General features: G+C 67.6%; 24 protein-coding genes. 9 read left to right on the forward strand and 15 right to left on the reverse strand.

Translation table 11 applies throughout. The annotated features are described in order from the left end of the window. The first annotated feature begins 132 nt into the window (after nt 1-132). Nucleotides 133-1221 carry a redox-regulated ATPase YchF gene (gene ychF, locus AB0O29_RS04330; protein WP_365145853.1) on the forward strand — a complete coding sequence of 363 codons (1089 nt, stop codon included), beginning with the start codon at nt 133-135 and terminating at the stop codon, nt 1219-1221. A 108-nt stretch (nt 1222-1329) separates the two neighbouring features. Here ychF and AB0O29_RS04335 read toward each other — a convergent pair whose 3' ends face one another. Beyond that, nucleotides 1330-2448 carry a tyrosine-type recombinase/integrase gene (locus tag AB0O29_RS04335; protein ID WP_365145856.1) on the reverse strand — a complete coding sequence of 373 codons (1119 nt, stop codon included), beginning with the start codon at nt 2446-2448 and terminating at the stop codon, nt 1330-1332. Between the two features lie 24 nt (nt 2449-2472). Next, nucleotides 2473-2973, reverse strand: coding sequence for a helix-turn-helix transcriptional regulator (locus AB0O29_RS04340; RefSeq protein ID WP_365145859.1), 501 nt, complete (start codon nt 2971-2973; stop codon nt 2473-2475). A gap of 125 nt (nt 2974-3098) precedes the next feature. On the opposite strand from AB0O29_RS04340, the gene AB0O29_RS04345 reads away from it, so the two are divergent. From AB0O29_RS04345 to AB0O29_RS04365, 5 genes are all read left to right on the forward strand, one after another. Then, a complete protein-coding gene (locus tag AB0O29_RS04345; RefSeq protein ID WP_125822349.1) occupies nt 3099-3293 on the forward strand; it encodes a helix-turn-helix domain-containing protein in 195 nt (64 codons plus the stop codon). Between the two features lie 511 nt (nt 3294-3804). Continuing rightward, on the forward strand, nt 3805-5064 hold the full coding sequence (locus tag AB0O29_RS04350; RefSeq protein WP_365145862.1) for a DUF3631 domain-containing protein: 1260 nt from the start codon (nt 3805-3807) through the stop codon (nt 5062-5064). 315 nt (nt 5065-5379) lie between these two features. Continuing rightward, the gene (locus tag AB0O29_RS04355) at nt 5380-5955 is read left to right on the forward strand and encodes a hypothetical protein (protein WP_365146059.1); all 576 of its coding nucleotides are present in this window, start codon (nt 5380-5382) and stop codon (nt 5953-5955) included. After that, nucleotides 5945-7642 (forward strand): mobilization protein, encoded by a 1698-nt coding sequence (locus tag AB0O29_RS04360; RefSeq protein ID WP_365145865.1) that lies wholly within the window; start codon nt 5945-5947, stop codon nt 7640-7642. The genes AB0O29_RS04355 and AB0O29_RS04360 overlap by 11 nt, the downstream gene beginning before the upstream one ends. A gap of 263 nt (nt 7643-7905) precedes the next feature. Next, nucleotides 7906-9492 carry an endonuclease NucS domain-containing protein gene (locus tag AB0O29_RS04365; protein WP_365145868.1) on the forward strand — a complete coding sequence of 529 codons (1587 nt, stop codon included), beginning with the start codon at nt 7906-7908 and terminating at the stop codon, nt 9490-9492. 160 nt (nt 9493-9652) lie between these two features. Here the strand turns inward: AB0O29_RS04365 and AB0O29_RS04370 are convergent, their stop codons facing one another. The 4 genes from AB0O29_RS04370 to AB0O29_RS04385 form a co-directional block, all read right to left on the reverse strand. Continuing rightward, nucleotides 9653-10198, reverse strand: coding sequence for a hypothetical protein (locus AB0O29_RS04370; RefSeq protein ID WP_365145871.1), 546 nt, complete (start codon nt 10196-10198; stop codon nt 9653-9655). 15 nt (nt 10199-10213) lie between these two features. Beyond that, complete coding sequence (locus tag AB0O29_RS04375) at nt 10214-10906, reverse strand: methyltransferase domain-containing protein (RefSeq protein WP_365145874.1); 693 nt, start codon at nt 10904-10906, stop codon at nt 10214-10216. Next, nucleotides 10907-11818 (reverse strand): aminoglycoside phosphotransferase family protein, encoded by a 912-nt coding sequence (locus AB0O29_RS04380; protein WP_365145877.1) that lies wholly within the window; start codon nt 11816-11818, stop codon nt 10907-10909. Nucleotides 11819-11895: 77 nt separating this feature from the next. After that, entirely contained in the window at nt 11896-12645 is a 750-nt protein-coding gene (locus AB0O29_RS04385; protein ID WP_365145880.1) for a hypothetical protein, read from the reverse strand. A gap of 192 nt (nt 12646-12837) precedes the next feature. Between AB0O29_RS04385 and AB0O29_RS04390 the strand changes: the two genes are divergently transcribed. After that, nucleotides 12838-14193, forward strand: a complete 1356-nt coding sequence (locus tag AB0O29_RS04390) for a tetratricopeptide repeat protein (RefSeq protein ID WP_365145882.1) — start codon at nt 12838-12840, stop codon at nt 14191-14193. Nucleotide 14194: 1 nt separating this feature from the next. Then, the gene (locus AB0O29_RS04395; protein WP_365145885.1) at nt 14195-14725 is read left to right on the forward strand and encodes an NUDIX domain-containing protein; all 531 of its coding nucleotides are present in this window, start codon (nt 14195-14197) and stop codon (nt 14723-14725) included. A 27-nt stretch (nt 14726-14752) separates the two neighbouring features. Here AB0O29_RS04395 and AB0O29_RS04400 read toward each other — a convergent pair whose 3' ends face one another. Next, a complete protein-coding gene (locus AB0O29_RS04400; protein WP_365145888.1) occupies nt 14753-16924 on the reverse strand; it encodes an AAA family ATPase in 2172 nt (723 codons plus the stop codon). 321 nt (nt 16925-17245) lie between these two features. Here AB0O29_RS04400 and AB0O29_RS04405 point away from each other — a divergent pair, with 321 nt between their 5' ends. Beyond that, complete coding sequence (locus AB0O29_RS04405; RefSeq protein ID WP_365145891.1) at nt 17246-17455, forward strand: hypothetical protein; 210 nt, start codon at nt 17246-17248, stop codon at nt 17453-17455. 9 nt (nt 17456-17464) lie between these two features. On the opposite strand, the gene AB0O29_RS04410 is transcribed toward AB0O29_RS04405, so the two are convergent. The 8 genes from AB0O29_RS04410 to AB0O29_RS04445 all read right to left on the reverse strand — a co-directional run bounded on the left by AB0O29_RS04410 (nt 17465) and on the right by AB0O29_RS04445 (nt 24071). Beyond that, nucleotides 17465-18622, reverse strand: a complete 1158-nt coding sequence (locus AB0O29_RS04410) for a caspase family protein (RefSeq protein ID WP_365145894.1) — start codon at nt 18620-18622, stop codon at nt 17465-17467. Beyond that, nucleotides 18619-18978, reverse strand: a complete 360-nt coding sequence (locus tag AB0O29_RS04415) for a hypothetical protein (RefSeq protein WP_365145897.1) — start codon at nt 18976-18978, stop codon at nt 18619-18621. The genes AB0O29_RS04410 and AB0O29_RS04415 overlap by 4 nt, the downstream gene beginning before the upstream one ends. Before the next feature lie 196 nt (nt 18979-19174). Next, entirely contained in the window at nt 19175-19807 is a 633-nt protein-coding gene (locus tag AB0O29_RS04420; protein WP_365145900.1) for a DUF6000 family protein, read from the reverse strand. 3 nt (nt 19808-19810) lie between these two features. Continuing rightward, nucleotides 19811-20542: a HEAT repeat domain-containing protein gene (locus AB0O29_RS04425; protein WP_365145903.1), complete on the reverse strand. Its 732-nt coding sequence runs from the start codon at nt 20540-20542 to the stop codon at nt 19811-19813. Beyond that, nucleotides 20539-20928: a CPCC family cysteine-rich protein gene (locus AB0O29_RS04430; RefSeq protein WP_365145905.1), complete on the reverse strand. Its 390-nt coding sequence runs from the start codon at nt 20926-20928 to the stop codon at nt 20539-20541. Before AB0O29_RS04430 ends, AB0O29_RS04425 begins: the two co-directional genes overlap by 4 nt. Before the next feature lie 281 nt (nt 20929-21209). Beyond that, nucleotides 21210-21791, reverse strand: coding sequence for a Uma2 family endonuclease (locus tag AB0O29_RS04435; protein WP_365145908.1), 582 nt, complete (start codon nt 21789-21791; stop codon nt 21210-21212). 72 nt (nt 21792-21863) lie between these two features. Next, nucleotides 21864-23033 carry a hypothetical protein gene (locus tag AB0O29_RS04440; RefSeq protein WP_365145910.1) on the reverse strand — a complete coding sequence of 390 codons (1170 nt, stop codon included), beginning with the start codon at nt 23031-23033 and terminating at the stop codon, nt 21864-21866. 66 nt (nt 23034-23099) lie between these two features. After that, on the reverse strand, nt 23100-24071 hold the full coding sequence (locus AB0O29_RS04445; RefSeq protein WP_365145913.1) for a superoxide dismutase: 972 nt from the start codon (nt 24069-24071) through the stop codon (nt 23100-23102). Between the last annotated feature and the right edge of the window lie 26 nt (nt 24072-24097).

Raw genomic sequence — 24097 nt, forward strand, 5'->3', positions numbered from 1 at the left:
ACCAACCTAGGCGCGACCCCCCGCCCAGCCCGCCCGGACACGCGTACAACCATGTGCGCTCATCGGGAAAGTAAACTGTCCGACGGCCCACTCCGGGCCGCCGCCCCCACTCAGCTACGGGAAGTCGCCAACGTGTCGCTCACGATCGGAATCGTCGGTCTGCCGAATGTCGGCAAGTCGACCCTGTTCAACGCCCTGACCAAGAACGACGTACTGGCGGCCAACTACCCGTTCGCCACCATCGAGCCGAACATCGGCGTCGTCGGCGTCCCGGACCAGCGCCTCGGGGTCCTGGCCGGGATCTTCGGCTCGCAGCGGGTCCTCCCCGCCACGGTCGACTTCGTCGACATCGCCGGCATCGTGCGCGGCGCCTCGGAGGGCGAGGGCCTGGGCAACAAGTTCCTCGCGAACATCCGCGAGTCGGACGCGATCTGCCAGGTCATCCGCGCCTTCAAGGACGAGAACGTCGTCCACGTCGACGGCAAGGTCTCGCCCAAGGACGACATCGAGACGATCAACACCGAGCTGATCCTCGCCGACCTCCAGTCCATCGAGAAGGCGGTCCCCCGCCTGACGAAGGAGTCCCGCCTCCAGAAGGACAAGATCGCGGTCCTGGCGGCGGCCGAGAAGGCCCAGAAGATCCTGGAGAACGGCGACACCCTCTTCTCCCAGGGCATCACCAAGGGCACCGAGCAGGGCGACCTCCTGCACGAGCTGCACCTGCTCACCACCAAGCCGTTCCTCTACGTCTTCAACGTGGACGAGGACGAGCTGACGGACGACGCCTTCAAGGCCGAGCAGTCCGCCCTGGTCGCCCCGGCGGAGGCCATCTTCCTCAACGCCAAGCTGGAGGCGGACCTCGCCGAGCTGGACGACGAGGAAGCCCTGGAGCTCCTCCAGTCGGTCGGCCAGGAGGAGCCGGGCCTGGCCACCCTCGGCCGCGTCGGCTTCGCCACCCTGGGCCTCCAGACCTACCTGACGGCCGGCCCGAAGGAAACCCGCGCCTGGACCATCAAGCAGGGCGCCACGGCCCCCGAGGCGGCCGGCGTGATCCACACCGACTTCCAGCGCGGCTTCATCAAGGCGGAGGTCATCTCCTTCGCGGACCTGGTCGAATGCGGCTCGGTCACGGAAGCCCGCGCGAAGGGCAAGGCCCGCATGGAGGGCAAGGACTACGTCATGCAGGACGGCGACGTGGTCGAGTTCCGCTTCAACGTCTAATACGTTCGGCGAAAGGCCGTCTGACCTGCGGCGGAGCGGGTTGGGCGGCCTTTGCGGTCCGCACAGAGTCCGCAGCGCGCTGACTTCGGTCAGTGCGCGGGGGAGCGGCTAAGCCGCTTCGTCGACCTGTGGCCGGGCATCGGCGGACTGGTCCACGTACGCCTTGTCGACGGCGGCCCGGGTCCGCTCCTCGGAGTCGGGCCACAGGTGGGTGTAGATGTTCAGCGTCATGGCCGCGTTGGTGTGGCCCAGGCGCTCGGAGACGGTCTTCACCGACTCGCCATGCTTGATCAGCAGGCTGGCGTAGTGGTGCCGGAGGGCGTGGGGTCCGGTGCCCTTCGGTATGCCGGCCTTGGCGCAGGCGGGCCGCCACGCCCCGTCCATGAAGTGCGTGTAGACCACGGGTCCGCCCTGCGGCGCAGTGAAGATCCAGCTCTCGGGCCCATCGGTGGGGAAGTCCCGCAGGTGGGCCTTCATGGCGTCCACCGCCACGCGGGGGAGCGGAACCGTGCGGTGCGAGCGAGCGGTCTTGGGCGGGCAGACGTACACGCCGTGCTTGGCGGTCTGCTGGATCTGCTGCTCGACCGAGACCGTGGCATGCAGCAGGTCGAGGTGACGCCCCTGTAGGCCGAACAGCTCACCGGGGCGGAGTCCGGTGGCCGCGCCGAGCAGCACGAGGCCTTTGTAGCGGGCGGGAATCTCCTCGGACAGCGTCCGTACCTGCTCGACGGCCAGCGGCACGACCTTCTTCCGAGGCACTGAGGGCAGCTTCGCCTCGGCACACGGGTTGTGAGGGATCATCCGGTCACGGACGGCCGCCCGGAAGACGGCGTTGACCGTGTTGAAGACCGTCCGTGACGTGCTGGCGGCCAGCCCGTGCGTGGTGGTCAGGCTGGTGATCCAGCTCTGTACATCGCCGGGCTTGATTGCGCCGAGCGCCCGCTTCTCCCAGGCCGGGTAGACGTAGCAGCGCAGGTGCTGTGCCACCGCCTTGGCAGTGGAAGGCCGGTGCGGCTGGATGGCCCGCCATTCCTCCGCGTACTCCTTGAAGGGCTTCTTCGCCGACCGCGGGTCGACGTACTGGCCGGTGACCAGGCTGGCCGTGACCTCATCGATCCATCGCTGGGCGTCGATCTTGCGGTCGAAGTGGCGGGCGTGCTCCTTGCCGTCGAGGTCGCGGTAGCGGGCTCGCCATTTGCCGTTGGGGCGCTTCTGGATGTTGGCCAAGTGGCTTCTCCTTCATGTCGGTTGTCAGTAGTGGCCACCGTCCTCGATGTCGCTGCTGAGAGTGCGAGCGTCCCGCTCGTCGCCCATGAGGCGGAGGCACTGCTCGTGGATGGCCCGCGAGCTGTCGGGATGGGCCTTGATGTGGTCGGCGATGGCGACCACGGCGTGATGGAGACGGTCGCGCGCGTCTCGGGCCTCGTAGAACGCTTCGACGGCCTCTTGGACGAGGCGCCGGCTGTCGATGTCGAGCACCTCCAGAGGCGGGGACATCAGCTCTTCGAGGGGGAGCTCGAAGACGCGGGAGAAGGCGAGGGCCTCGTCGAGGTTGATACGTCGGCGCGGGGTGCCGTTCTCAATGCGCCAGACAGCCGTCTGGTTCATCTTCACCCCGGCCCGCGTGACCCGTTCCGCCAGTTCCGTCGTGCTCCATCCCCTGACCTCGCGCTCCAGGGCGACGCGTGCGGCCACGTTCCCCTCGCTGTAGAGCAGCGGCACCTCGCCGGACTCGGGCCTGTCGCCTGCCATCGCACCTCCATCGCAACCATCCTCGCTATGCAGATTGAAACACGGACTTCCTGATTTGGGTAACCGGGGATTGTCGGGTACAACATTATTCAGATCCGAAACGTTGCCTAGTTGAATGGGAATACATGCGATACCTGACCACCGCCGAGGTTGCCGAGCGCTACCGCACGGCCGAGAGCACCGTCCGCTACTGGCGCCACATCAGGAAGGGGCCGCGCGGCATCAAGGTCGGGAAGCGGGTGCTGTACCCCGAGGCCGAGCTGCTGCGGTACGAGCGAGCGCTGATCGATGGCCAGGACGAGTGGGGTCTGGCCGCGTAGCCACAGACCCGAAGCTGCCGGGGCCCTCCACCCACCTCTGAACGACCAACCGACGAGAAGGCGGACCAGGTCCCGCTCCGCCCCTCGCCAGAAAGGAACGCCTATGGAGGACACCTCCTCCCCCATCCTGTCGACCGCTTCCGCTGCAGGCGGTTGGCCGCCGGTCGCGGTCCCCGGCCAGGGCATCCCGTGGCGCGGTCCGGACCGGGCAAACGTCCGGTCCACCTCTTCGGGGACCGGCGATCGACCGGACCGTGCCGCTGGTCCGGTCGGTCCGGAACCGGACCGACCCGCGACCGAAACCCGGACCGGAGTTCCGGACAACCCGGACCAGGAACCCGGACCGGCGGAGAACGCACAGCTCAGCGGCCTATCGGACCGGACCAACAACCCGGACCACCCGTCCGGTCCGGATGGGGCCGGACCAGATGCTGGGGACCGGGCGGAGAGTTCCGGTCAGTCGCTTGTCGAACCCGGACCGTCGGTCGGGGTTGACCACGGTGCTGCTGGGATGGTCCCGGAACCCGGACCGGGGACTGGGGACCGGGAGCGCGCTGGCCTCAAGGCGGACCGGGACCAGGACGGGACCGTCGTACTGGACGAGCTGCGCGCCGCGATTGGCCGGTACGTCGTACTGCCGAGCGAGGAGGCACTGACTGCGGTCACCCTGTGGGTGGCGGCCTCCCACATTCAGCCCGCCCTCCAGCACGCTCCGCGCCTGGCGGTGGTGGGGCCGACCAAGGGCTGCGGCAAGTCGCGTGTCCTGGACGTGCTCCACGAGACCGTGTCCCGACCGATGATGACGGTGAACACCTCGCCGGCGGTGATCTTCCGGATCATCGGCGAGGACCCGCCGACGCTACTGGTGGATGAGGCCGACACCATCTTCGGCCCCAAGGCCGGGGACAAGGAGGACCTCCGTGGCCTGCTGAACGCCGGACACCAGCGCAACCGCCCCGCGTGGCGGATCTCCGGCCCGGAGCACAAGCCGACCGCGTTCCCGACTTTCGCCATGGCTGCGCTGGCAGGCATCGGCGACCTTCCGGACACGATCATGGACCGCGCCGTCGTGCTCCGCATGCAGAAACGCAAGCCCGGCGAGAAGGTCGCTCCCTTCCGCTCCCGGCACTCCGTCCCGGAACTGAACGCCCTGCGCGACCGGCTGGCCGCGTGGCTGACCCCACTGCGCGGGGCAGCGCACCGGCACGTGCCACCTATGCCGGTCGAAGACCGGGCCGCAGACACCTGGGAGCCCTTGGTCATCGTCGCCGACCTGGCCGGCGGCCACTGGCCCGCCCATGCCCGTGCCGCCTGCCTGGCGATGACCCGGAACGAGGTGGTCCAGGACGAGCAGACGACACTGAAGACCCGGCTGCTCCGGGACATCCGCCGCGTCTTCGAGCAACAGGGCGACAAGGAGGCGCTGCGCAGCCACGACCTGCTCGCCGCCCTCGTCCAGGACGCGGAGGCGCCCTGGGCCGAGTACGGGACAAAGGGCCTGAACGCCTACCACCTGGCCAACCTGCTCCGCGACTTCGGCATCAGTCCGGCCAACCACCGTTTCGAGAACGGCAGGCAGGCGAAGGCGTACGCCCGTAATCAGTTCCTCGACGCCTGGGCCCGGTACTGCCCCGATCCCGCCCCGCCAGTGCCCACAGCCGAGGAGGCCGTGCCCGCACGTCGAGCCTTGGGCAAGCCACCGGCCCCTCCATCCGGAGCGCTGCCCATCGGTCCGCCTGGCGGGCCTGCCGGCCCCAGGCTCACTCGCTGACACCAGCTCCGTATCAATCCGTCGCATCCGTCCCCGCGCAGGTCAGCGCGGGGACGGAGTTCCTTGCCGATACGGATCAGTCCGTACCTGCGACCGTCTCCGTACCTGTCCTGACCAGCTACGGGACGGATGCAACGGACGTGACGAAGCCTCACCCCACACGACTACCGGAGCATCACCATGCCCGAATCGACCACCGACAACGCCCCCACCCGCCGCCGTAAGGCGTTCTTCGGCCTGACCCGCCGATCAGCAGCAAGCTGGAGCGAACGAGCCTCTAACGAGGCTTCGTCCGCGCTTGCCCCCGCCCCAGAGGTGGCGGAGGAGAAGGCCGAGAGCCAGGGGGCGCCCGAGCCGGAGGAGGGAATAGCCGCGACCAGCTGTCCGCCCGCACCCGACTCCGTCGACCCGAGCACTCAGCTGCCGACCGATGTCCAACCGCCCGTCGAGCAGCCGTCCTGGCGGGACCTCGATGCCCCCGTCCTGCCCGCGTTGATGAACCGCAAGCGCACGGTGGAGAAGCGCGACCAGGAGAAGACCATCCGCTTCACGCGGACTGCGGTCCGCGTGATCAGCGCCGCCGCCCACCAGCGCGGTCAGAAGTTCGCCGGATTCGTCGGGGACGCCGCCCTGGCCGTCGCCCTGGGCAAGGCAGGACTGGTCGGCAGCCCGGAGGACGATCCTCTCCGCCCGCTGATCGAGGCCGTCGAGGCACACACGGTCGCGCTGAACCGCATCGGAGGCAACCTCAACCAGATCGCCGCAGCCATCCACCGAGGAATAGTGCCCGAGCGTGCCGAGGCGGTGCTGGACCGCGTCGAGCAAGCGGCCGAGAGCAGCTACCGACTGATCGACCAGCTCCTGGCGGAAGGCACTGCGCATGGTTCCTGACGTCTCTACCGGCTCCAACACCCGCGGACTGATCGTCTACCTCTTCGGCGCCGGCCGCCGCGACGAACACACCGACCCGCATATCGTCGCCGCCTGGGACATGGTCGGCGCCCCCGACCCTGGCCGCGACCCCGAGGCCAGCTACACCCTCCTCGCCAAGCGCCTCGACCACCACGTCGACCTGCGCACCCGCGAGCTGGGCGGTAAGAAGCCGCCTCGGCACGTCTGGCACTGTCCGGTCCGTACCGCGCCCGGCGACCGCTACCTCACCGACGCCGAGTGGGCCGAGGTCGCCCGCCGCATCGTTCACGCTGCCGGCATCGCCCCCGAAGGTGACGAGAATGCATGCCGGTGGATCACGGTACGCCACGCTGACGACCACATCCACATCATGGCCACCACCGTCCGCGCCGACGGACGCCGCCCGCGCACCCACCGCGACGGACAGCGGGCCCAAGCCGAGTGCCGCAAGATCGAAGCCGAGTTCGGTCTGCGCCGCCTGAAGTCCGGCGACCTCACCGCGCCCCGCACTCCCACCGGCGCCGAACGTGCCAAGGCCGAGCGCCAGGGTCAGACCGCCACGGCACGGCAGTGGCTGCGCGAGCAGGCGTACGCGGTCGCCGCCGCCGTACGCAATGAAGCCGACTACTTCACCGTGCTGCAGTCCCTCGGCATCAAGGTCAAAACACGCCTCGGCCCCGAGACCGGCGACGTGATCGGCTACAGCCTCGCCGCACCTGGCGACACCAACGCGGCCGACGAGCCCGTCTGGTACGGCGGCTCGAAACTCGCCCCCGACCTCTCCATCAACCGCCTACGCGAACGCCTTCTTGACCAGGACGTAGCCGACCGCCCGGGGTATGCGGCGGACCCCGCCGACCCATGGCGTCACACCACCACCGCCACACAGGTGGCACGCACCGTCCTCGACTCCGGCGATGATGCCGCCGCCCAGGGCCACCTGGCCGCCTTCGGCGACGCCCTGTACAACATCGCAAGCGCCACGACCGGCCCACACCGGGCGGAACTACGGGCGGCGGCGACGGCGTTCAACCGCGCCCGTCGCTCCGCCACCCGCGCCGACCACCAGGCCGCCACCGCCCTGCGCAAGGCCGCCAAGGAACTCGCCTACGCCTCCAGCGAGCCGGGCGGACTCGCCATCGCCCTGCTCTTCGCCACCGTGCACCTGGCCCGCGCCGCCGCCAAGTGGCACGAACAGCGCGGCCACGAACAGCAGGCGGCAGCGGCCGAGGAAGCCTTCCGCCACCTCCAGGCGGGCTACCAGCAGGCCGCCCCACCCGTCCTGGCTGACCTGGCCCGCCGCGCACCACGAGCCGCAACCGCCAGCCGCTTCGAGCAGGACGTTCGCGCGGCCCTCCCCGACCACGCCGACCGGATCCTCGCCGACCTCACTTGGACCGCCCTGACCACAACCCTCGCCCAAGCCGAAACCGCCGGCCACAACCCCCGACGCCTCCTGGCGGAGATGGGCACCCAGCGGGAACTCGACAGCGCCGAGCACCCCGCCGAGGTCCTCAACTGGCGCATCACCACTCAACCGAACCGGCGGGCGCAAGCCGCTCGCAGGCAAAGCACCATCAGCGGCACCTCGGCCAGGTCTGCCCCGCAGCATCCGCTGCTCACACCAGTGGCCACGAGTCCCGAAGAGCACAGTCGACACCGCTGACCCCGGCTCGATGCCCCCCACGCGTCGTGGTGGGGTATCGGGTTCAACGGTAGAGCTTCATGTCGTGATCTCCACTGCTCGGGCCTACGCGAGAGCTCATCCAGGTGGCGGACCTTCTGGCAGTCCTTGGCGTCGGGCAATCCCGGGCTTTGCTAGGCCGAGGCCGAGAAGGGGTCAGGGTTGTCGGACCGATCACCTACTGTCAGACCCTGATTGTGTATCAACTGGCCTCTTAGGCAAGCGACTTGTTTGAGGAGTGCGACATGAATGTTCCGTACGAGGCACGACTGCGTGACATGCTGGCCAATCGCCTTCCTCTCATCGAGCCGAGTCTTCGGTTGATTGGCACGGAGTACCCGCTTCCCAATGCCCATGGAACGCGCGGGCGTATAGACATCCTTGCCCGAGACGGCCACGGGTCGTGGGTGGTGATCGAACTGAAGCGATCGGACTCGACTTCGGCTCGAGCCCTTCATGAGGTCACGAAGTACGCCGAGCTGTTACAGCAGGAGATGGGGCTCCGTAAGGACCGCATCCGCGCGCTGATCGTCTCCACCACTTGGCGCGAACTGCGCGTCCCGGTGAGCAACATGGCGCGAGACTGGTCCCACGATCTCCGCGGGTACCAGCTGACATTGGACGACAATGGCGTTCCTGTGCGTGCGGACCGCGTGGAATTTCTCGAAGCGGCGGTACCGCCGCGGGTGACCCCGCACCATTTCATCTACTTTTACAACTCTCCGGAGGGGCGAACGCAAGGCTGGCACGAAATTCTAGGCAGAGCCGCCGAGGCCGGAGCGCATGATCTCCTCGCAGCGGACTTCCGACGTATCTCGGAGAGAGACCTTGTGGTCGCACCGTACGGTCTCTATTTCGCAATCGGGCGCCTGGACCCAGAAGAGGCGCCGGCATGGCTTGATGGCAGTGAGGTGGATTCGTACGAGGAAACCGGAGGGTACCCCTTGGAGTACTCGGCCCTCTGCCACATCACAAAGCATGTCTTCGCGGCTGGCTATGATTCGGCCCGCCCCGGCGTACTTCGGCATCTGGCGGAGAGCCCACAATGGGAAATTGAGGGCTATCGGGCGGCTGGTAAATTCGCGAAGCGCACTTCGTTGGACGAGCGGGATCTCCTCCGCGAATTGAACGGTGACGAAGAGGGGATCGGCGAAGTCCTCTATACAGGCTCAGCGCGTACCACGGATCGTGGAAGATGGCCAGCTTTCCGGGAGGAGAGCAGGATGTGCTTTGCGGGAAACCCTGATTGGGAGAGGCTCGTGGCGCGGTGGCTGGACGACGTCTCGGCTGATGGCGTGGAGCGCGACGTCATGCTCCACGTGTATAACCCCTGCGACTTGATCCGATCTCTGGTGCACGGGTGGCCTGACAAGCTCTCAAACCTTGTTCCTAGAACCTTTGGAACGGCACTTGCCCAGGACGGCGTCGATCGCACGATCCATGGCTCGCTCTACTGGGACGGCATTCCTCACACGGATGTGGCTGGCCGGGCGAGGTTGGTGTATCGCGACGCTATGCATTGGCAGACTCATCGCCTCATGGATGCGGCCTGGGTCACCGATCTTGATCTTCTTGGTCTGCTCGGGCTTCGTTACGTACTCATCGAGCAGATCGGAGGAAATCCATTGAGTCTCTCCGAGGCGCATGAACTCCGACTTCATTTCGTACAAGGCGCGGACCTCTGCACATTGCCGATCCCCTGCGATGGGTCGCAGTTGCGCGACGCTGGCTGGAATGGGGTCTACTCGCTCGATACATTCCTGGAGCGGCATGAAGATCAGATCGACGCGATGATTTCTGAATATCGGTCTGGATTTCATTTCGGGCCCTGATGTTCCTCGGTGATCAGTTAGCGGAGCATCTCGCCCTGGATGGTTGATAGATGCCAACCACGGCTATCCCGTTCAGAAACTGAACTGCGCCCAGGTACAGGCCAGGGACTACATCGCACCCTGATGCCCTCGCTGCCTGTGGCAGCGAGGGCATCAGTTGTCACGCGACCCGGGCTCTGGGCAGCTGCGAGACCCACGTTATGACCTCGGTTAGGTGCTCGGGCTGCAGTCCGAGGTGCGGGTCGGGCTGAACGAGGAGAGTCGGCGCGCCCTTGGCGGTCCGCTCCGCTGCCCAGGCGTGGTCGAGGTTGGTGAAGTCGTCGTCGACCCAGGCGACTGCCGACTCGCCGAGCCACGGTTCGACGTGGTCGCGCTTCCAGAGGTAGCCGTTGGGGTGGCTGGTGGTGATCTCGGGGCGGGGGAGATCGAGGTACGGGAACTCCGGCAGCCCGAGGAGCGGCCCGACGATGGTGGTGGCGTCCTTGCGCCAGCTCGTGCACCACGCGGGGTCGACGAGGCCGCTGGTCAGGAAGCTGGCGAGCAACGGGCCGTGGGCGGGGTTGAGCCAGATCGGTACCGGGTTGTCGGGGTCGCGGCCTGCGGGCAGGACGGTGTGGCGGACGTGGGCGGGTGGGGTGCTGCCGTTGGACGCCGGGAACGATATGAGGACGCCGTCGATGTCGAGCAGGAGGTAGGGCAAGGGCATCGTTGCCTCCGTCGGTCAGCGTTTCCGGGCGGTGATCAGGAGAGTGGTGGGCCACGGGTCGAGACGCGGATGCCGCAGCTCGATGGCCGAGGTGATCCGCAGGCCGGTCCGGGAGAGATGGGCGGCCCAGCGGTGGGCGTCGTACTCCCAGCGGGCGATGGGCAGCAGGGTTCGGTCGGGCATGGTGACGTAGTCCTCGCGGGGACGGTCGTCCGTCGAAGGATGTCTTCCGGCCCGTGCCGGGTGGGGTACGGAGAAGGCCAGTACGCCGCTGGGCACGAGGTGGCGGGAGATTGCGGCGAGCAGAAGCTCCGGAGCGACCAGGCCGACGGCGCCGAATACCGAGTAGACCCCGTCGAAGGTCTGGCCGGTGGCCTGGAGGTGGTGTAGCGCATGGCCGGCGGAGAAGGTGGCGCCCTTGATGTGGCCGTAGTGCGACCGCGCTCGCCGTACCTGGAGGCCCACCAGGTCGACTCCTGTGGCGTGGGCCCGGTGGTGCTGGGCGAGGTGGGCGACGTTGTGGCCGGGACCGCAGCCCAGCTCCAGGAGGCGCTTGCCGCGCAGGTCCCGGCCGAGGATCTCCGCGCCGGGGCCCAGACCGGGGTGGGTACTCCACTCCATCCGTGCCGGAGGAACGAGCGCGTGGGCCGGTGCGGTGGCGAGACGCTGGGCGGCGTGGGCGTACCAGGGGGAGACCTGGGCGAGCACCTAGACCTCCAGGAGTTGGACCACGTCGTTCAGGTGGCGGCGGACGACGGGGATGTACGCGAAGTCCCTGGTCGGGTCGTTGATCCAGCGGATCGCCTGCTCCATGAACCACTCGACGGCCCACATGCGGTGCCAACCCAGGGCCCATGCCTCGGCGGGCAGGCCGCCCCGGGCGGCGAGGGCGTCTTCGTGCCCTCCGGCGGCGACGTACTGCTCCAGGAACACCCGCAGTCGGACGGGGCTGGGCGTCTCGGTGGTGCCGTGGTAGGAGGCAAGGTCGATCAGGCCGGGGCCGGTGAAGGCGCGGGCGAAGTCGAGGAGGCGCCAGCCCTCCTCCCCGATGTGGACGCTCGTGGGGTGGAACTCGGAGTGCACCCAGCCGAAGGGGTCGAGCGTCGCCCCCTGGGCGCGGGCCTCGGATGCTGCGGAGATCTTCCCCAGCGTGGTCTCGATGTCGTCGCAGTCCGTCCACCGGCCGGCCTTCCGAAGCCGCTGGAGGTGGTCGAGGGCCCGGCCGGGCAGGGCCGCGAGGCCCGTGCCGTCGAGGAAGGGCAGACCGCTGGCCGGGCGGGCGGCGTGAAGCATCACGGCGGCGGCGACGCCGTCGAGGTCGTCGGCGTCCCGTACGGGGGTGCCGAGGTCGTCCATCAGCATCCCGAGCCACTTGTTCTGCATGGCGGTGGCGTGAAGCTTGGGGACCGGCAGCCCGCGGTGGCGTGCGATCCGCAGGGCCTGGGCCTCGCGGTCGAAGGGCTCCTTGGCGTACTTGAAGACGGCCGTGGTGCCGTCGGGGAAGGTGACGCGCTCGACTCCGGACATGCCCCATACGCGGATCTCGGTGCGTTCGGGGAGGGGCTTGTGGATGAGGGCGCACAGGTCGTCCAGCAGGGTGGCGGTCAGGCTCTGGTCCATGGGGGTGTCTCCAGGGGCTGGTGGGCTCCGGGGCGGGCGAACGTGCTGGCCCGCCCCGAAGCCGTAGTGGGGTGGGGCTACTCGGCCGCGGTCACGCGGTGGGCGTAGACCTGCTCGATCCAGCCCGCCTTGAACTCGGCGAGGTCGTCACGGAAGTTGGCCATCGAGGCACCGTAGGGCGCGACGACGCCGCCCGACTGGTCCGGCACGGACTGGCAGCCGTGCACGAGCCGCCCGCCGAGGGCGGCGTGGGCCTTGATGGACTCGATCCGGCGGTGCTCGTTGAACCAGCCGCCGTGGTAGACCTCGTCGAGCCTCCCGCCCGTCTCGTCATCCAGGTCGAAGACGACGGAGGTGGCGGCGGGGAAGAACCAGCACGGGCCGACGTTGGAGATGTGGCCGTCCAGTTCAACCTTGTTGAGCGCCATGAGTGTGGCGGCCTCGCGGAGCATCCGCAGGTGGTCGGCGGTGAGCTGCGGCAGACCGAGGCCGGCGAGGTGCTCGTCGCGAAAGAGGTACGCGTACACCTCGTACGCGGTGGCCAGGACACGGGCGGCGTCGGAGGTTGACTCTCCGTGGTTCTTGATGAAGTCGAGCGCCAGCTGCTCGACCGCGCTCTCGGTCGTCTCGTCCACCTCCAGGAGCTGGGCCTTGACCAGCTCCCAGTCGGCGATGAGCCAGGTGTTGGACTCGAAGCGGAAGAAGTACTCGGCCGGGTCGATGGTGATGCGCCGGCCGTCCACGTGGATGCCGGGTAGGCGGCTCCAGCGGGGGTCGAAGGCGTCGGGCAGCTCGACCGTGATGGTCGCGGTGTCGATGGTGGTCACCGTTTCTCCGTCTCTGATCGTCCGGACCAGGGCATAGGAATGCCCGAGCCCGGTAGGACGTACGGAACGTGGGGGCCGCCCGGCCCGAGAGTGGGGCGGCTGTCGATAAGTGAACCGCCCGCTACGCAGAGTGGGTACGGTGTGACCGAGCCCAAGCGGTATACGCGGTTTACAGCTCCGGGACGGAGGAACGTGCCAGCGCCGACCGACCCCAACTCCCGCCTGCGCGAGACGATCCACGCTGCCGGATGCACCTACGAAGCCCTCGCCAAGGACGTCCGCCGCATCGCCGCCGAGAACGGCGAGCTGCTCCAGACCAACAAGTCCGCCATCTCCCACTGGGCCAACGGCACCCGCGCGCCCTCGGGCCAGGCCGGCCAGTACCTTGCCGAAGCCCTCTCCCGCCGCCTGGGCCGCGTCGTCACCCCGACCCAGCTCGGCCTCCACTCCGGCGACGCCGAAGCCGCCTCGAACGGCGACCCGGTCGAGGCAGTCACCGACCTTGGCCGTGCCGACGTCGAACGCCGCCGCTTCCTCGCCATCGCAGCCTTCACCACGGCCGGCGTCGCCATGCCGCTGCTCCACGACCACGAAGCCACCTCCCGGATGCTCCGCGCCCGCACCGGCCGCTCGCTCGTCGGAGGCGAGGACATCGACGTCGTACGCCAGATCACTGCGGCCTTCAGTGCCGCCGACGAACGCCTGGGCGGCGGCCACGGCCTGACCACCGTCACCGCGTACCTTGCCGACACTGCTGCCCCGATGCTCCGCGGACGCTTCCCCTCGGAGCCGTTACGCCTGGCCGCGTTCGGTGCCGTCGCCGAACTCGCCTACCTCGCAGGATGGAAACACCACGACCTGGGCCACGAAGGCGCCGCCCAGCGCTACTACCAGGTCGGCTATCAACTCGCCTGCGAAGCCGACCCCCACGGCCACGCGGCCTGGATGATGCGCGCCCTCGCCCACCAGGCCCTAAGCCTCAAACAGCCCCACCACTGCGTCGATCTCGTCGAAGGCGCCCTGCGGCGCGGCCTCGGCCACGTCGACGGCCAGACCGAGGCCCTCCTCCACATCACCCACGCCCGCGCCTACGCCGCCACGGACGCTGGCCCCTCAGCCGCACGTGCCCTCCTCGCCGCCGAAGACGCCCTTGTACGGGACGACGGCCCCCAGCCCAGCTACTCCCGCGTCAGCGGCCCCGCGGCCGGCACCGTGGCCAGCCACACCGCCCGTACCCTGACCGACCTCGCCGACCACATCGGCACCGAACAGCAGCACCGCGACGCCCTCACCCGCTGGGACCCCGAGAAGTACAAGCGGGTCCACGCCCTCACCCACGCCGACCTCGGCGACAGCCTCGCCGCCCAGGCACGCGCCGACGAAGCCGTCGCCGCCTGGACCCAGGCCCTCGTCCTCATGGAGGGCATGACCTCCGACCGGACCCGAAAGGCGATCACCTCGATCCGCTCCACCCTCGCGGTGTACCAGCGCCGCCGCGTCCCCGGCGCCGCAGATCTCGCCCGCCGCGCTCGCGAGGCCCTCGCCTAACATGCCCAACAACCCGCCCGACGAAGGGAACACCGTGGCCCAGCAGACCGACGACCGCTCCCAAGGCCTCAAGCCAGCGCTCGAATCGATGACCTTGCTGGTCGCAGCCGTCATCGTCCACGACAAGGCCACCAATCGCGTCGTCCTCCTCCAGCGCAGCGAGAACGCCAAGTTCGCCCAGGGCCTGTGGGACCTCCCCGTCGGCAAGAGCGAACCGGGCGAGCCCATCACGGAGACCGCAGTCCGCGAGCTCTACGAGGAGACAGGCCTCACCGTGAAGCCCGAGTCCCTCAAGGTCGCCCACATCATCCACGGAGCCTGGGGCGTCGAAGCCCCCAACGGCTTCCTCACGGTGGTCTTCGCCGCCCACGACTGGACCGGCGAACCCGAAAACCGCGAACCCCGCAAGCACTCCCAGGTCCGTTGGATCGATGCCGACGTCATTCCCGAGAACTTCGTGGACACCACCGCAAGCGCCCTCCACCGATATCTTTCGGCTGGGTCCCAGGTCTCACTCGACGGCTGGGGCTGAGGATAATTTGGGGAGCCCACTGCCCACCTATTGAGTGGTGGGAGTGATCCATTCTGGTTCTGCTTGCTTTGGGACTGAATGCGATGCAAGGCGAACCGAGGGTGTCGGCCTGAATAGAGATTCGAAGATCACCTCGAATTCACACTCGTCGGAATCCTTGAATGCGGGCAGCTTCCTGATGTCGTCTGCGGTCAAAAAGCGCTCACAGAAGGAGCGAGCGCGGTCGTTCTTGTTCGAGGACTCATTTTCCTCCAGTGGCGGATAGTAATCTTCAATTGCCCCGCGCTCCCATACGTAAATATCCTCCTCTCGTAGCGCCTGGAGCAGCTCCAGTTTCATGCTCCTGAGGTCAGGATCGGCGGCCTCTTCGAGAACTCGCCGCATGGTGCCTGATGTAGATCGCGCGAAGAAGGCACTGATGGCGGCATCGAGGTCCTCCCATTCGCAGAGTCCTTGCGCATATTGCTCTCGCGCTGTACAGGCTCTCTTCCAGAGATCCTGTACAGCCCCGTTGGATCGCATGCCTTTGAGAGTCTTTCCAGACGGCTCGGTGCCCGCATCTGCGACCATCTCGTTGACCTTTGCAATGAGTCGATCTCGCAATTGGCGGCAGGTTTGACTGGCACCCAGCTTGTCGAACCCTTCGATTAGAACATCAAGGTCTGCGAGTACGGCGACCTGCATCTCGAAACGAGTGAAGAAACCTCTGTAGCGGGCAATGCTTCCCTTTCCTTCGACTTTCGCTACCGCTGTCGCGCGCTTCTCGAAATCCCATTCCGCATTCAGGGTGCGGGCGATGTGTGGGATCAAGACGTGGTCGCTGGGCCCCTCTACGAGCAGAACCGCGTTTGCGAAGAATGCTGCCTCATTGTTTTCGTGCTTAATGATCTCGAATTGATCGCGCGCATCCATGTCGGACAGGTCGATCACGCGAGTCCGACTCGCCGGCGGATCCAATGAGTGGTCCTTAATGACCTTCACGAACGTTCCGGTTGCCCCGGGCGAAAAGAATGATGATGAGTGAGTGCTGACCAGGACGTCATTAAACTCGGAGAAAAAGGCGAGGGCTTCGAACAGCTTTCGCTGTGCCTGCGGGTGCAGGAATACTTCGGGCTCCTCAAATAGCAGAAGGCAGGGCTGCTGAGAGCTGTCTGCTGTTGCCGGTCGGGCAGTTTTCATGTCAACGTATGCGCGAAGGATGGCGAATGCGACCGACCTTCGGAGCCCATCCCCCTTGGTCTTAAAGTGACCCGTGATTCCATCGTCGATGGAAATTTCGGCCTCTTCGAGTAGGCTACGCAGGCGTGGAGGGGGAATCTCAAGGCGCACACTTGCGCGCGGGAAGGACTCCTGAAGGTTTCGCTGGATTAGGGACTCGATTTCCCTTACTTCGGAGAGGCGTTGATCGGATTCCTCGCCATCGTCGGCCGTGATTACATTAAGCTGCCCGCGGAGTGCTTCGAATGACGATTCTAGCTCGGGGAGTTGATGCTCGATTTGCCCAAAAAGTAGACTAAGGAGTCGCCCGAAAGTTGCCGTGGATGTGGTCTTGACTTCTTCGTTGAGTTCCTTGACGGCAGGGATGTAGACACACTCCGGCAGGAGCGGGGCAATGGACTTGTCCATCCCTGTTGGCAAAGAGTCATCCCCGGTGACGAAGTCATCGTCACCGAGTTTCTCCAGCACTGCGGCGATCTCGCGCCGTACCGCAGCACGATTTATCTTCCCGCCAAGCTTGTCGGCAATTTCTGGGTACATCACCTGCACGTTGGCGGTAATGACTTCGGAGGATAGCCCAGGCTTCAGGGTGTCGTCGATGACGATTTTTGTGTACCTCTGCTCTCTGGGTACCCGTGTGACGACTAGAAGGGTCCCCTTCCCGGGGCTTGCGTACACCTTGGCGAGCGTGATTCTTCCGTCCCGAACTTCTTTCTCAATCCGAACTCGATGCCCATCTTCGAGTCGCTTTAGATCGGCGTCGCTAACGTCGGAAAAGGAAAGCTGAATCCGGATAGGGCGGTTTCTGCTCAGGAAGTCGCTATCGGCTGCGTTACCTGATTTCAGAAACATATTCAACGCCTGGAACACGGATGATTTTCCGGCGTTGTTCTCGCCGATAAGGCAGCCAAATCGAGAGAAAGGGATACTCACGTCTGTAAGACCGCGGAAGTTCTCGATCTTGATGGTCTCGAGGCGCATGGTGCTCCAGGTGTTCAAGCCGCAGAGCGATCATCGTAGAGGCCCGTGAGGTTCTGGTGCGGGGGAATCCGGAACGCAGATGTCCGCCTCTCGTCGCTCGTCCCCTGTCAGCGAGCGCATGTGGGCACAACGGGCTGTGCTTGGACGACAGGTGACGGGGCGGAGACTCGCGCACCTCCGGTGGGCCTGCCCCAGCACTTCAGTGCTCACGTCGCCATGGTTCGAAATCAGCCGTACATGCTGATTTCGCCTCGGTACAGGGCGGGCCGCTGCCAGACTGTCTCCAGGGATTACATGGCAGTGTCGTTGGGGGAGAGCGCAGTGGCGCAGAAGAGCGACAAGCCCTACTACCGGGCAGGGCACTGGGTACGGCCGGCAGCCGTCAAGCAGGTGAAGAAGCCTGCGACGGGCGTCATCGTTGTGGCTGCGTTGCTGGCGATCGCCGCTTGGAACACCGTCTTCGGCGATGACGGTGAGGCGCCGGCGCCGGCTCCGCAGCAGCCAGTCCCGACAGCCGCAGCTACTCCCTGAACGGGTACCTCAACTGCGGTCGTTTCGTCGGGATAATCGCCCCGCCAATCGCGCCAGCAACGTGGGGTGATGTCCCTGGCCCAGCCGTGGGACGGCGGGCCGATCGGCTGCCTCGATCGTTGTCTCTGCCAGCAACCGCATCCACACGGTTTGCCACTCAGTGACCTGCGTATCCGGCACGCCGCAAGCAGACAGGTACGCCGCCGTGGTCTGCCAAGTCTTGGGTAGGCTCTCGCGGTTCAAGAGGCGACTGACGGTGCCGGCCGATACGCGTCCACCGGAGCGTTGGCTGACCAGCTGATGGGTGAGGCCGCTCGTAACGCGAACGTCTGACAGCGCCTTGAAGAACCCCTCGACAGTGCGGATGCCCGAGGGACTGGGCCAGGAGCGTTCTGGCGCGTGGTTCTTGCCGATGGGAGGAGCGGACCCCGTTGCCGGTAGGTACGCAGGGTTACGGCCGAGGGCAAGCTGTGCTCCCGTGTTCCTATCTCTCGCCTGTGGTACGGGACGCCCCTTGGCTGCCAAGCTGATGCGCATGTGTCGGTACAGGGCACCGAACTCCAGCAGCTCAGGTCCGTAAGGTATTCCCATCTGAAGGGTGTCTAGGAGTTCTCCGGTGAAGGCAGTGAACGGCTCACCTGGTGGGGCAAGTGCTGGGCGCGTTTCTGCGGCAGCGGCCAGCAGGAATGATCCCTCCACGGATGCCTGATCGGCCAGATCGGCCGGACCACCCATCGACCCCAGGGCACGGCCGCTGTAGCAGCAGTCGAGGATGACAACACATCGCTCGGCCCGGCCGGTGAGGAGCGCCTGCCGTAGCCACTGATAGGGCAGCCCGGTCTCGACCTGTTGTTGCCTGGACTGCGGCATGGCCAGATAGAGGTCATTTTCCGGGTCGACCAGCCCATGACCCGCGAAGTAGACGAGCACGGTGTCACGCGCTTGCTCGGCTGCCGCCCGCACTGCGGCCATGGTCATCTCAGCAGTCGTGGGGTTCGAGAGGGTCACACAATGTTCCGGCGGCAAACCCCAGGAGGAGGGTTCTGTCAGTGCTTTGGCTAAAGCGGTCAGGTTGTTGGACACCGCTGGCAGTTGCTCAAGGTGGTCATAGCGACTGGTGCCTATCAGCACAGCTCGGGTCGCGCCAGGGTCAGGCAGGGCGCTCACGCCTCTGGTGCCGCATCTGCACCCGGAGCCTCAAGGGCTCGGACAACACGGTCGATCTCGTCATCGCTGCACTGCGTAAGAACGATCACGGTGTCACCCCGCCTGATCTCGATCCGCGGATCCTGGGGCCTTGTTCGTTTCCAAGCGGCCAGTGCCACCACGAAGGAGGCAGCGCTCCAGCCGTTGTCAGTCACCAATTGGATGACATCCACCAGGCTGCCCATCTGCCCGGGCTCGGGAGGCTGTTCCTCGAGCGTCAGTGAGGACGACTTGCGGACATCTGGGTCTGCCCGAAGCCAGCTGTGCAGTGAGCGCAGCTCGTCAGCTTCTGCCGTCACCCGTACGTCAACGCGCATGGTTTCCCCTGTCTCCGCATGTCGGCGCTCTCGTGCACCACCATCGTCCGACAGAGCGTGCCTCCGGGTGCGCGTTTGGCTCATTACCGCCGTTACCTGATGGGGAATGAGCGGGGGCCTGAGGCCGGGGCAGCGTGGACCTCGGGCCGTTCTCGTCGAGCAGGCTGAATACCAGGGCTCGGGGCGTACGCCCCGATTACGGGCCAGACCAGCCGTTGGCGAAGTCGCATTGGAGGTCCGTCCAGCGGCGACGTTCGACGGGGGTGTAGGCGGGGTGGTCGCGGAGGTGGGCCAGGGCATTGACCCACTGCTCCCAGAGACCGTCAGGCTGGGTGCAGCGGTCCGCATGGTGGGTGCCGAGGTGAGCGTCGAGGCGGAGGAGGGCGCCAAGGGCGGCGGGTTGGTCGTAGCGGAGGTCGGTGCGGGGGAGATAGCGGTCAAGGTAGGTGGTGAGGATCTCGGCGTCCGCGTGGGTGCCGAAGCGGGCCAGGGCGAAGCAGTAGGCGCTGCCGGAGAAGCAGAACTCGCTGGCCAGGAGCAGGTCGCCGATGCGTTCGCGGAACGTGGCGCGTCGGTCTACGCCGATCAGCCAGGCGGCGGTGAGGCGTGAGCGCCACTCGTAGCCGAGAAGGGCCTCCAGCTCAACATCGGTGATCGTGGCCGAGTCGTCGATGAGGTGACGGGCGAAAAGTTCGGCGTGAGGCCACTCGGGCCGCAGGAATCGACCACTTTTCAAGACGAGGTAGCGCGCGTGGCCTGAGTCCTTCCTCGCCGCGTAGCGCTCGATCACGTAGCCGTAGCCGATCTCCTCGGGGTGCTGGAACGGCATCGGTCACCTCTCTGGGTACAGGTCGGTACGGTCGATCCAGGTGGGAGCGACGAAGATGTTGTCGCCGGCGGGGGCTTCGGAGGCTTCCAGCAGGGACCAGGTGCGGGACGCTTCGACCAAGTGCTCCCAGGGCGCGGTCCAGTCGAGTTCCCAGCCCAGGCCAGTGCCGGAGACGCCGTACGTGCGGCCAGCGTCCACCTGCCAGAACTGGGAGTAGAGGATCACCTGTGCGTGGTCGGCCAGGTCGTTGATGATCTCGGTGAAGTGGGCCGAGAGCCAGCCGGGGGCGTCGTCCGCAGCGATGGCGCGTAGGCGCGCGGTGAGCGGCGGGATGACAGGGCTGCGGGCGCCGAGTTCCGTCAGGGCCCAGCGGATGCCGTCGGGCTCGGTCCAGTCCGGAGGGGTGGCCCGTTCCAGGCTGGCGCGGTAGGCGCGACGGAGGGGCTCGACTGCGCCGTCGATCTCCAGGCTCGCCAGGGCTACGGCTGCCCATTCGCGGACGGTGGGGTTGTCGCTGTCCAGTAGCCCGATGAGGGCGGGGCCGCAGCGGGGGTCGTTCACCTCCTGGAAGACCTCGATGGCGGTCAGCTGGCCGAAGCCGCCGAGGGAGGGTAGTCCATCGATGATGGCGGGGATGGCGTCGGAGCCGATCCAGATCAGTTCCGCGCGGGCGTCGTAGGACTCGTCCGCCTTGCCGTCGAGCTGCTGGACGAGGGCTTCGACGGGGGACGTCATGGTGTTGCCGGGTGGTTGCGGCGCCAGAAGGTGGGGAGCCACCAGCAGAGCACCGAGCGGTCGTCTGGCCACGGGGCGCGTTCGTCCGCGTCCCAGTCCTCGAAGGAGTTGCGCGTCAGGTCGATGGGGCGCCAGGCGGGGTCGAGCGGCTCGTCCGCGGCCGGCGGGCGGACGTACTGGAGGCCGTGCTTGTCGCAGGCGCCGAAGTCCTGGTAGTTCCGCTGGGCCTCGATCAGGGAGACCTTGTTCGCTCCGCCGTCCATGGTCGGCCAGCGGAACTGGACCCCGTCGTCCTCCCAGGAGCAGACGGGGCAGATCTCGTGGGAGCCGGGCATGGCGTCGAGCACGCGATGCCCGCAGCAGGGACAGGGGTAGCGGTCGCTCACCTGCGCAGTCTCGTTGCAGGTCCGGCCGGTGCGCCATGGATTTCTCTGCCGCGGCACCTCCGGCCAGTCCGCAGCCAGTCCGCAGGACACTCGTAAACAGTCATCGGGAGCCAACGCATGCCAACCGAGAAAGGGCTGGTCAGGGCCCTGCTCGGGGCTCCGCCGCAGGTCAGGATCGGTCCGCAGACATTCCGCTTCAACGTCTGATCCTCACACCCCGAAGGGGCCGGACTCGCAAGAGCCCGGCCCCTTCGGCGTCACCCGGCCACTGCCGATCGGGTTCAGGTGGTCCGGGGCGGGGTGAGGCTGCCCAGGTCGAGGTTGATCTCGAAGGGCACCGGACGTCGGAGGGTGTCGCGGAAGATGCCGGCGGGGGCGTAGGCGCGGGTCGGTTCGTCGAGCTCGTAGACGTGGACGACGGGTGCGCCGTCCACGTCCTCGATGCACCAGTAGTGCGGGATGCCGGCCTCTGCGTACTTGCGGAGTTTCACCGTGCGGTCGCGATGGGCGGACTCCGGGGAGACGACCTCGATGACGAGCTGGACGTCCTCCGGAGCGAACCAGGTACGGTCGCCGTCGAACTCGGCCGTCGTCACCAGCAGGTCCGGTTCGGGACGGTTCCTGGTGTCTAGGCGGATGGTCATCTCCCGCTCGACCTCGAAGCCGGCCGGTGCCTGCGCCATGAGCGTGGTGGTCAGGCCGGTGACGAGGCGGCCGTGCCAGGCCCGCTGCGGCGACATCATGAAGACGAGTGCTCCGTCGATCAGCTCGGTGTGGCGGGGCGCCTCGGGGAGGCGGTCGAGGTCCTCCGCGAACCAGCCTTCCGCGCGCGGCGGGCGCATCCAGTCGGGCAGTGCGGTCATGGCTTCACGGTAGCGGCCCGGGGCTCAGGCCGAGGAGCGAACGGTGTCGGTGTGTGGCGGCCCCCTTCGGTGTCACCCGGCGGACGGTTCGAGCATCGGCTCGAAGGCGCCGTCCTCCTCGTCCGGTACGTGCGGGAGGAAGCCGTCCGGGACGGTGCGGGCGGCGGTGGTGAGCAGGCGGGTCAGGACCTGCGCTTCGGTCGCCGGGGGGAGGCGGAGTGTGGCGAGGAGACGGGCGGCGACCGTGGGGTGGTCCGGGTTGTCCTCCAGGTAGTCGGCGCCCAGGGCGGGGGGCCGGAACCCGGCCAGGGCGTCGTGCCAGGACGGCAGGACGATGGCCAGGGTCAGGGCCTCGGCGAGGGACTCGGCGATGAGGGAGGCCCGGCCCTCCGAGTCGGTGTAGAGGACCGGGCGGGGGCCGCCGGGGGTGGCCGGGCCGCAGAGGTAGTGGGTCCCGCCCGCGCCACAGCCGGCGACGGGCTCCACCGGCAGACCGGCCGGCAGCGCGATCGACTCGATGGGGTCGGTGCGGGTGAGGTCGAACTCGCCGTCACAGGCGAGGTACGAGTCGACCTCGGGGTTCGCGGAGATCCGGCCGAGCAGGGCCTCGTCGGAGAGGGCCGCCGGGTTGAGGGCCCGGGCGATCTCCGGGGTGAGGGGGTGCCCGGCGAGGACGTGGCGGATGGCGTCGAGGGGGACGGGGCGCTCGTAGTAGTACTCGAAGTGGGCCCGGACGGCCTCGGGGGAGCGGTCGGTGAGGAGGCCGAAGAGGTGGCCGGAGCCGTCCGGGTCCTCGCTGTCGGCGGGGAAGTCGATGGCCGAACCGGTGCGCCAGACGGTGTCGCCCGTCTCCCGCCACAGGCAGGCGGTGACCCGTGGGGCGTCGATGCCCTCGTCGCGGAATGCGGGTTCGTCCAGGAGCGGGCGCAGTGCGGCGGGCACGTCGTCGATGACGCCGGGCCAGACCTGCTCCTCGTCGTCGGCATACGGACTCATCGACGATTCGTGGTCGAAGCCGCGTATGAGCACGCCGGCCGGGGTGAAGAGGACGGAGAAGTCGTCGCCCGAGCCGTTGTCCATCAGCGCGGCCTCTTCCCCCGGCCCCCAGGCGGCGCCGAACCGGTACAGGACGAACCGGGGATCGTCACCGATCGCGGCGTCCAGCACCGCCAGGGCGCGCAGATGGGCGCGGAGCAGGGCGGGATCGGGGAGGAGGGCGGCGGTCGCGTGCACGGTGCTCATGACGCCATGGAAGCAGCCGCCACTGACACGCCCGATCCGGCCCCTTCAGCGTGTCGGCGGCCCGGCCTACAGCCCCCGGACCGACGCCACCGTGAACGTCGTCGGGGTGCCCGTCGACGGGGTCATCGGGCCGCCCTTGTCGAACTGGGAGCGGACCACCAGGGTGCGGGTCGGGGTGTGGGACAGGGTGGTGGGGATCTGGAGGGACGGGTCCGTCAGGGTGTGGAGGAGGCGGGCGCGGGTGCCGTCCGGGGTGAGCTGCCAGCGCGTCAGGGTGTTGCTGATGTTGTGGGCCGCCCGGAGGGTGCCGCCGGGGGAGAGGTCGAGGCCGTCGGCGGCCTTGAGGTCGCCGCCCGTGAGGGTGACCCGGCTGAGGGCGCCCGTGGCGAGGTCGACGCGGTGGAGCTCCCCGGCGGTCATGTCCACCGCCAGGAGGTAGCGGCCCGCCGCGTCGGAGGTGATGCCGTTGAGGGTGAACTTGCCGGGCGGCGGCGGGGTGACCTGCCGGCTCAGGTCGTAGCCGACCGTCAGGGTGCCCGAGCCGGCGCGCAGCTGGGCCGGGGTGACGCGGTAGATCACCGCGCGGACGCTGTCCGTCAGGTAGGCGGTGCCGTCCGGGGTGATGGTCAGGTCGTTGATGAAGTGCGGGGTGGCCGGGTCCGCCTCGAAGTGGGCCAGGCGGGTGCCGGTCGCCGGGTCGTAGACCGAGACGCCGACCGTGGAGTCGGTGACCCACAGGCGGCCCCGGGCGTCGACGCGCAGGCCGTTGGCCGTGTGCCGGCCGTCGGTGCCGGAGGGCAGGAACACCTCGGCGGTGCGGGCGCCGGGGCGGGCGCGGTAGACGGTGCCGTCGGCGTACGAGCCCACGTACACCGTGCCGGTGCGGGCGTCGGCGGCTATGCCCTCGGGGTAGACCTTCGCGCCGGGCAGGGTGAACGCCGTCGACACGCGCGCCGGGCCCGGGGCGGCGCCGGTGGTGAGCGCCGTGGTCAGGGCCAGGAAGGCGGCTACGGGCAGGGCGTATGACAGCTTGCGCATGGGTGCATCCTTCTTGGTGGGTGAGT

The organism is Streptomyces sp. NPDC089915, assembly GCF_040684675.1.
GTDB lineage: Bacteria > Actinomycetota > Actinomycetes > Streptomycetales > Streptomycetaceae > Streptomyces.

What these genes read in the sequence shown, in the direction of transcription:
- AB0O29_RS04365 (WP_365145868.1), top strand. Translation starts at nt 7,906, where the DNA reads ATGAATGTTCCGTACGAGGCACGACTGCGTGACATGCTGGCCAATCGC.
- AB0O29_RS04340 (WP_365145859.1), bottom strand. Translation starts at nt 2,973, where the DNA reads ATGGCAGGCGACAGGCCCGAGTCCGGCGAGGTGCCGCTGCTCTACAGC.
- AB0O29_RS04440 (WP_365145910.1), bottom strand. Translation starts at nt 23,033, where the DNA reads ATGAGCACCGTGCACGCGACCGCCGCCCTCCTCCCCGATCCCGCCCTG.
- AB0O29_RS04350 (WP_365145862.1), top strand. Translation starts at nt 3,805, where the DNA reads ATGGTCCCGGAACCCGGACCGGGGACTGGGGACCGGGAGCGCGCTGGC.
- AB0O29_RS04360 (WP_365145865.1), top strand. Translation starts at nt 5,945, where the DNA reads ATGGTTCCTGACGTCTCTACCGGCTCCAACACCCGCGGACTGATCGTC.
- AB0O29_RS04395 (WP_365145885.1), top strand. Translation starts at nt 14,195, where the DNA reads ATGCCCAACAACCCGCCCGACGAAGGGAACACCGTGGCCCAGCAGACC.
- AB0O29_RS04420 (WP_365145900.1), bottom strand. Translation starts at nt 19,807, where the DNA reads ATGCCGTTCCAGCACCCCGAGGAGATCGGCTACGGCTACGTGATCGAG.
- AB0O29_RS04445 (WP_365145913.1), bottom strand. Translation starts at nt 24,071, where the DNA reads ATGCGCAAGCTGTCATACGCCCTGCCCGTAGCCGCCTTCCTGGCCCTG.
- AB0O29_RS04435 (WP_365145908.1), bottom strand. Translation starts at nt 21,791, where the DNA reads ATGACCGCACTGCCCGACTGGATGCGCCCGCCGCGCGCGGAAGGCTGG.
- AB0O29_RS04345 (WP_125822349.1), top strand. Translation starts at nt 3,099, where the DNA reads ATGCGATACCTGACCACCGCCGAGGTTGCCGAGCGCTACCGCACGGCC.
- AB0O29_RS04370 (WP_365145871.1), bottom strand. Translation starts at nt 10,198, where the DNA reads ATGCCCTTGCCCTACCTCCTGCTCGACATCGACGGCGTCCTCATATCG.
- AB0O29_RS04380 (WP_365145877.1), bottom strand. Translation starts at nt 11,818, where the DNA reads ATGGACCAGAGCCTGACCGCCACCCTGCTGGACGACCTGTGCGCCCTC.
- AB0O29_RS04400 (WP_365145888.1), bottom strand. Translation starts at nt 16,924, where the DNA reads ATGCGCCTCGAGACCATCAAGATCGAGAACTTCCGCGGTCTTACAGAC.
- AB0O29_RS04425 (WP_365145903.1), bottom strand. Translation starts at nt 20,542, where the DNA reads ATGACGTCCCCCGTCGAAGCCCTCGTCCAGCAGCTCGACGGCAAGGCG.
- AB0O29_RS04415 (WP_365145897.1), bottom strand. Translation starts at nt 18,978, where the DNA reads ATGCGCGTTGACGTACGGGTGACGGCAGAAGCTGACGAGCTGCGCTCA.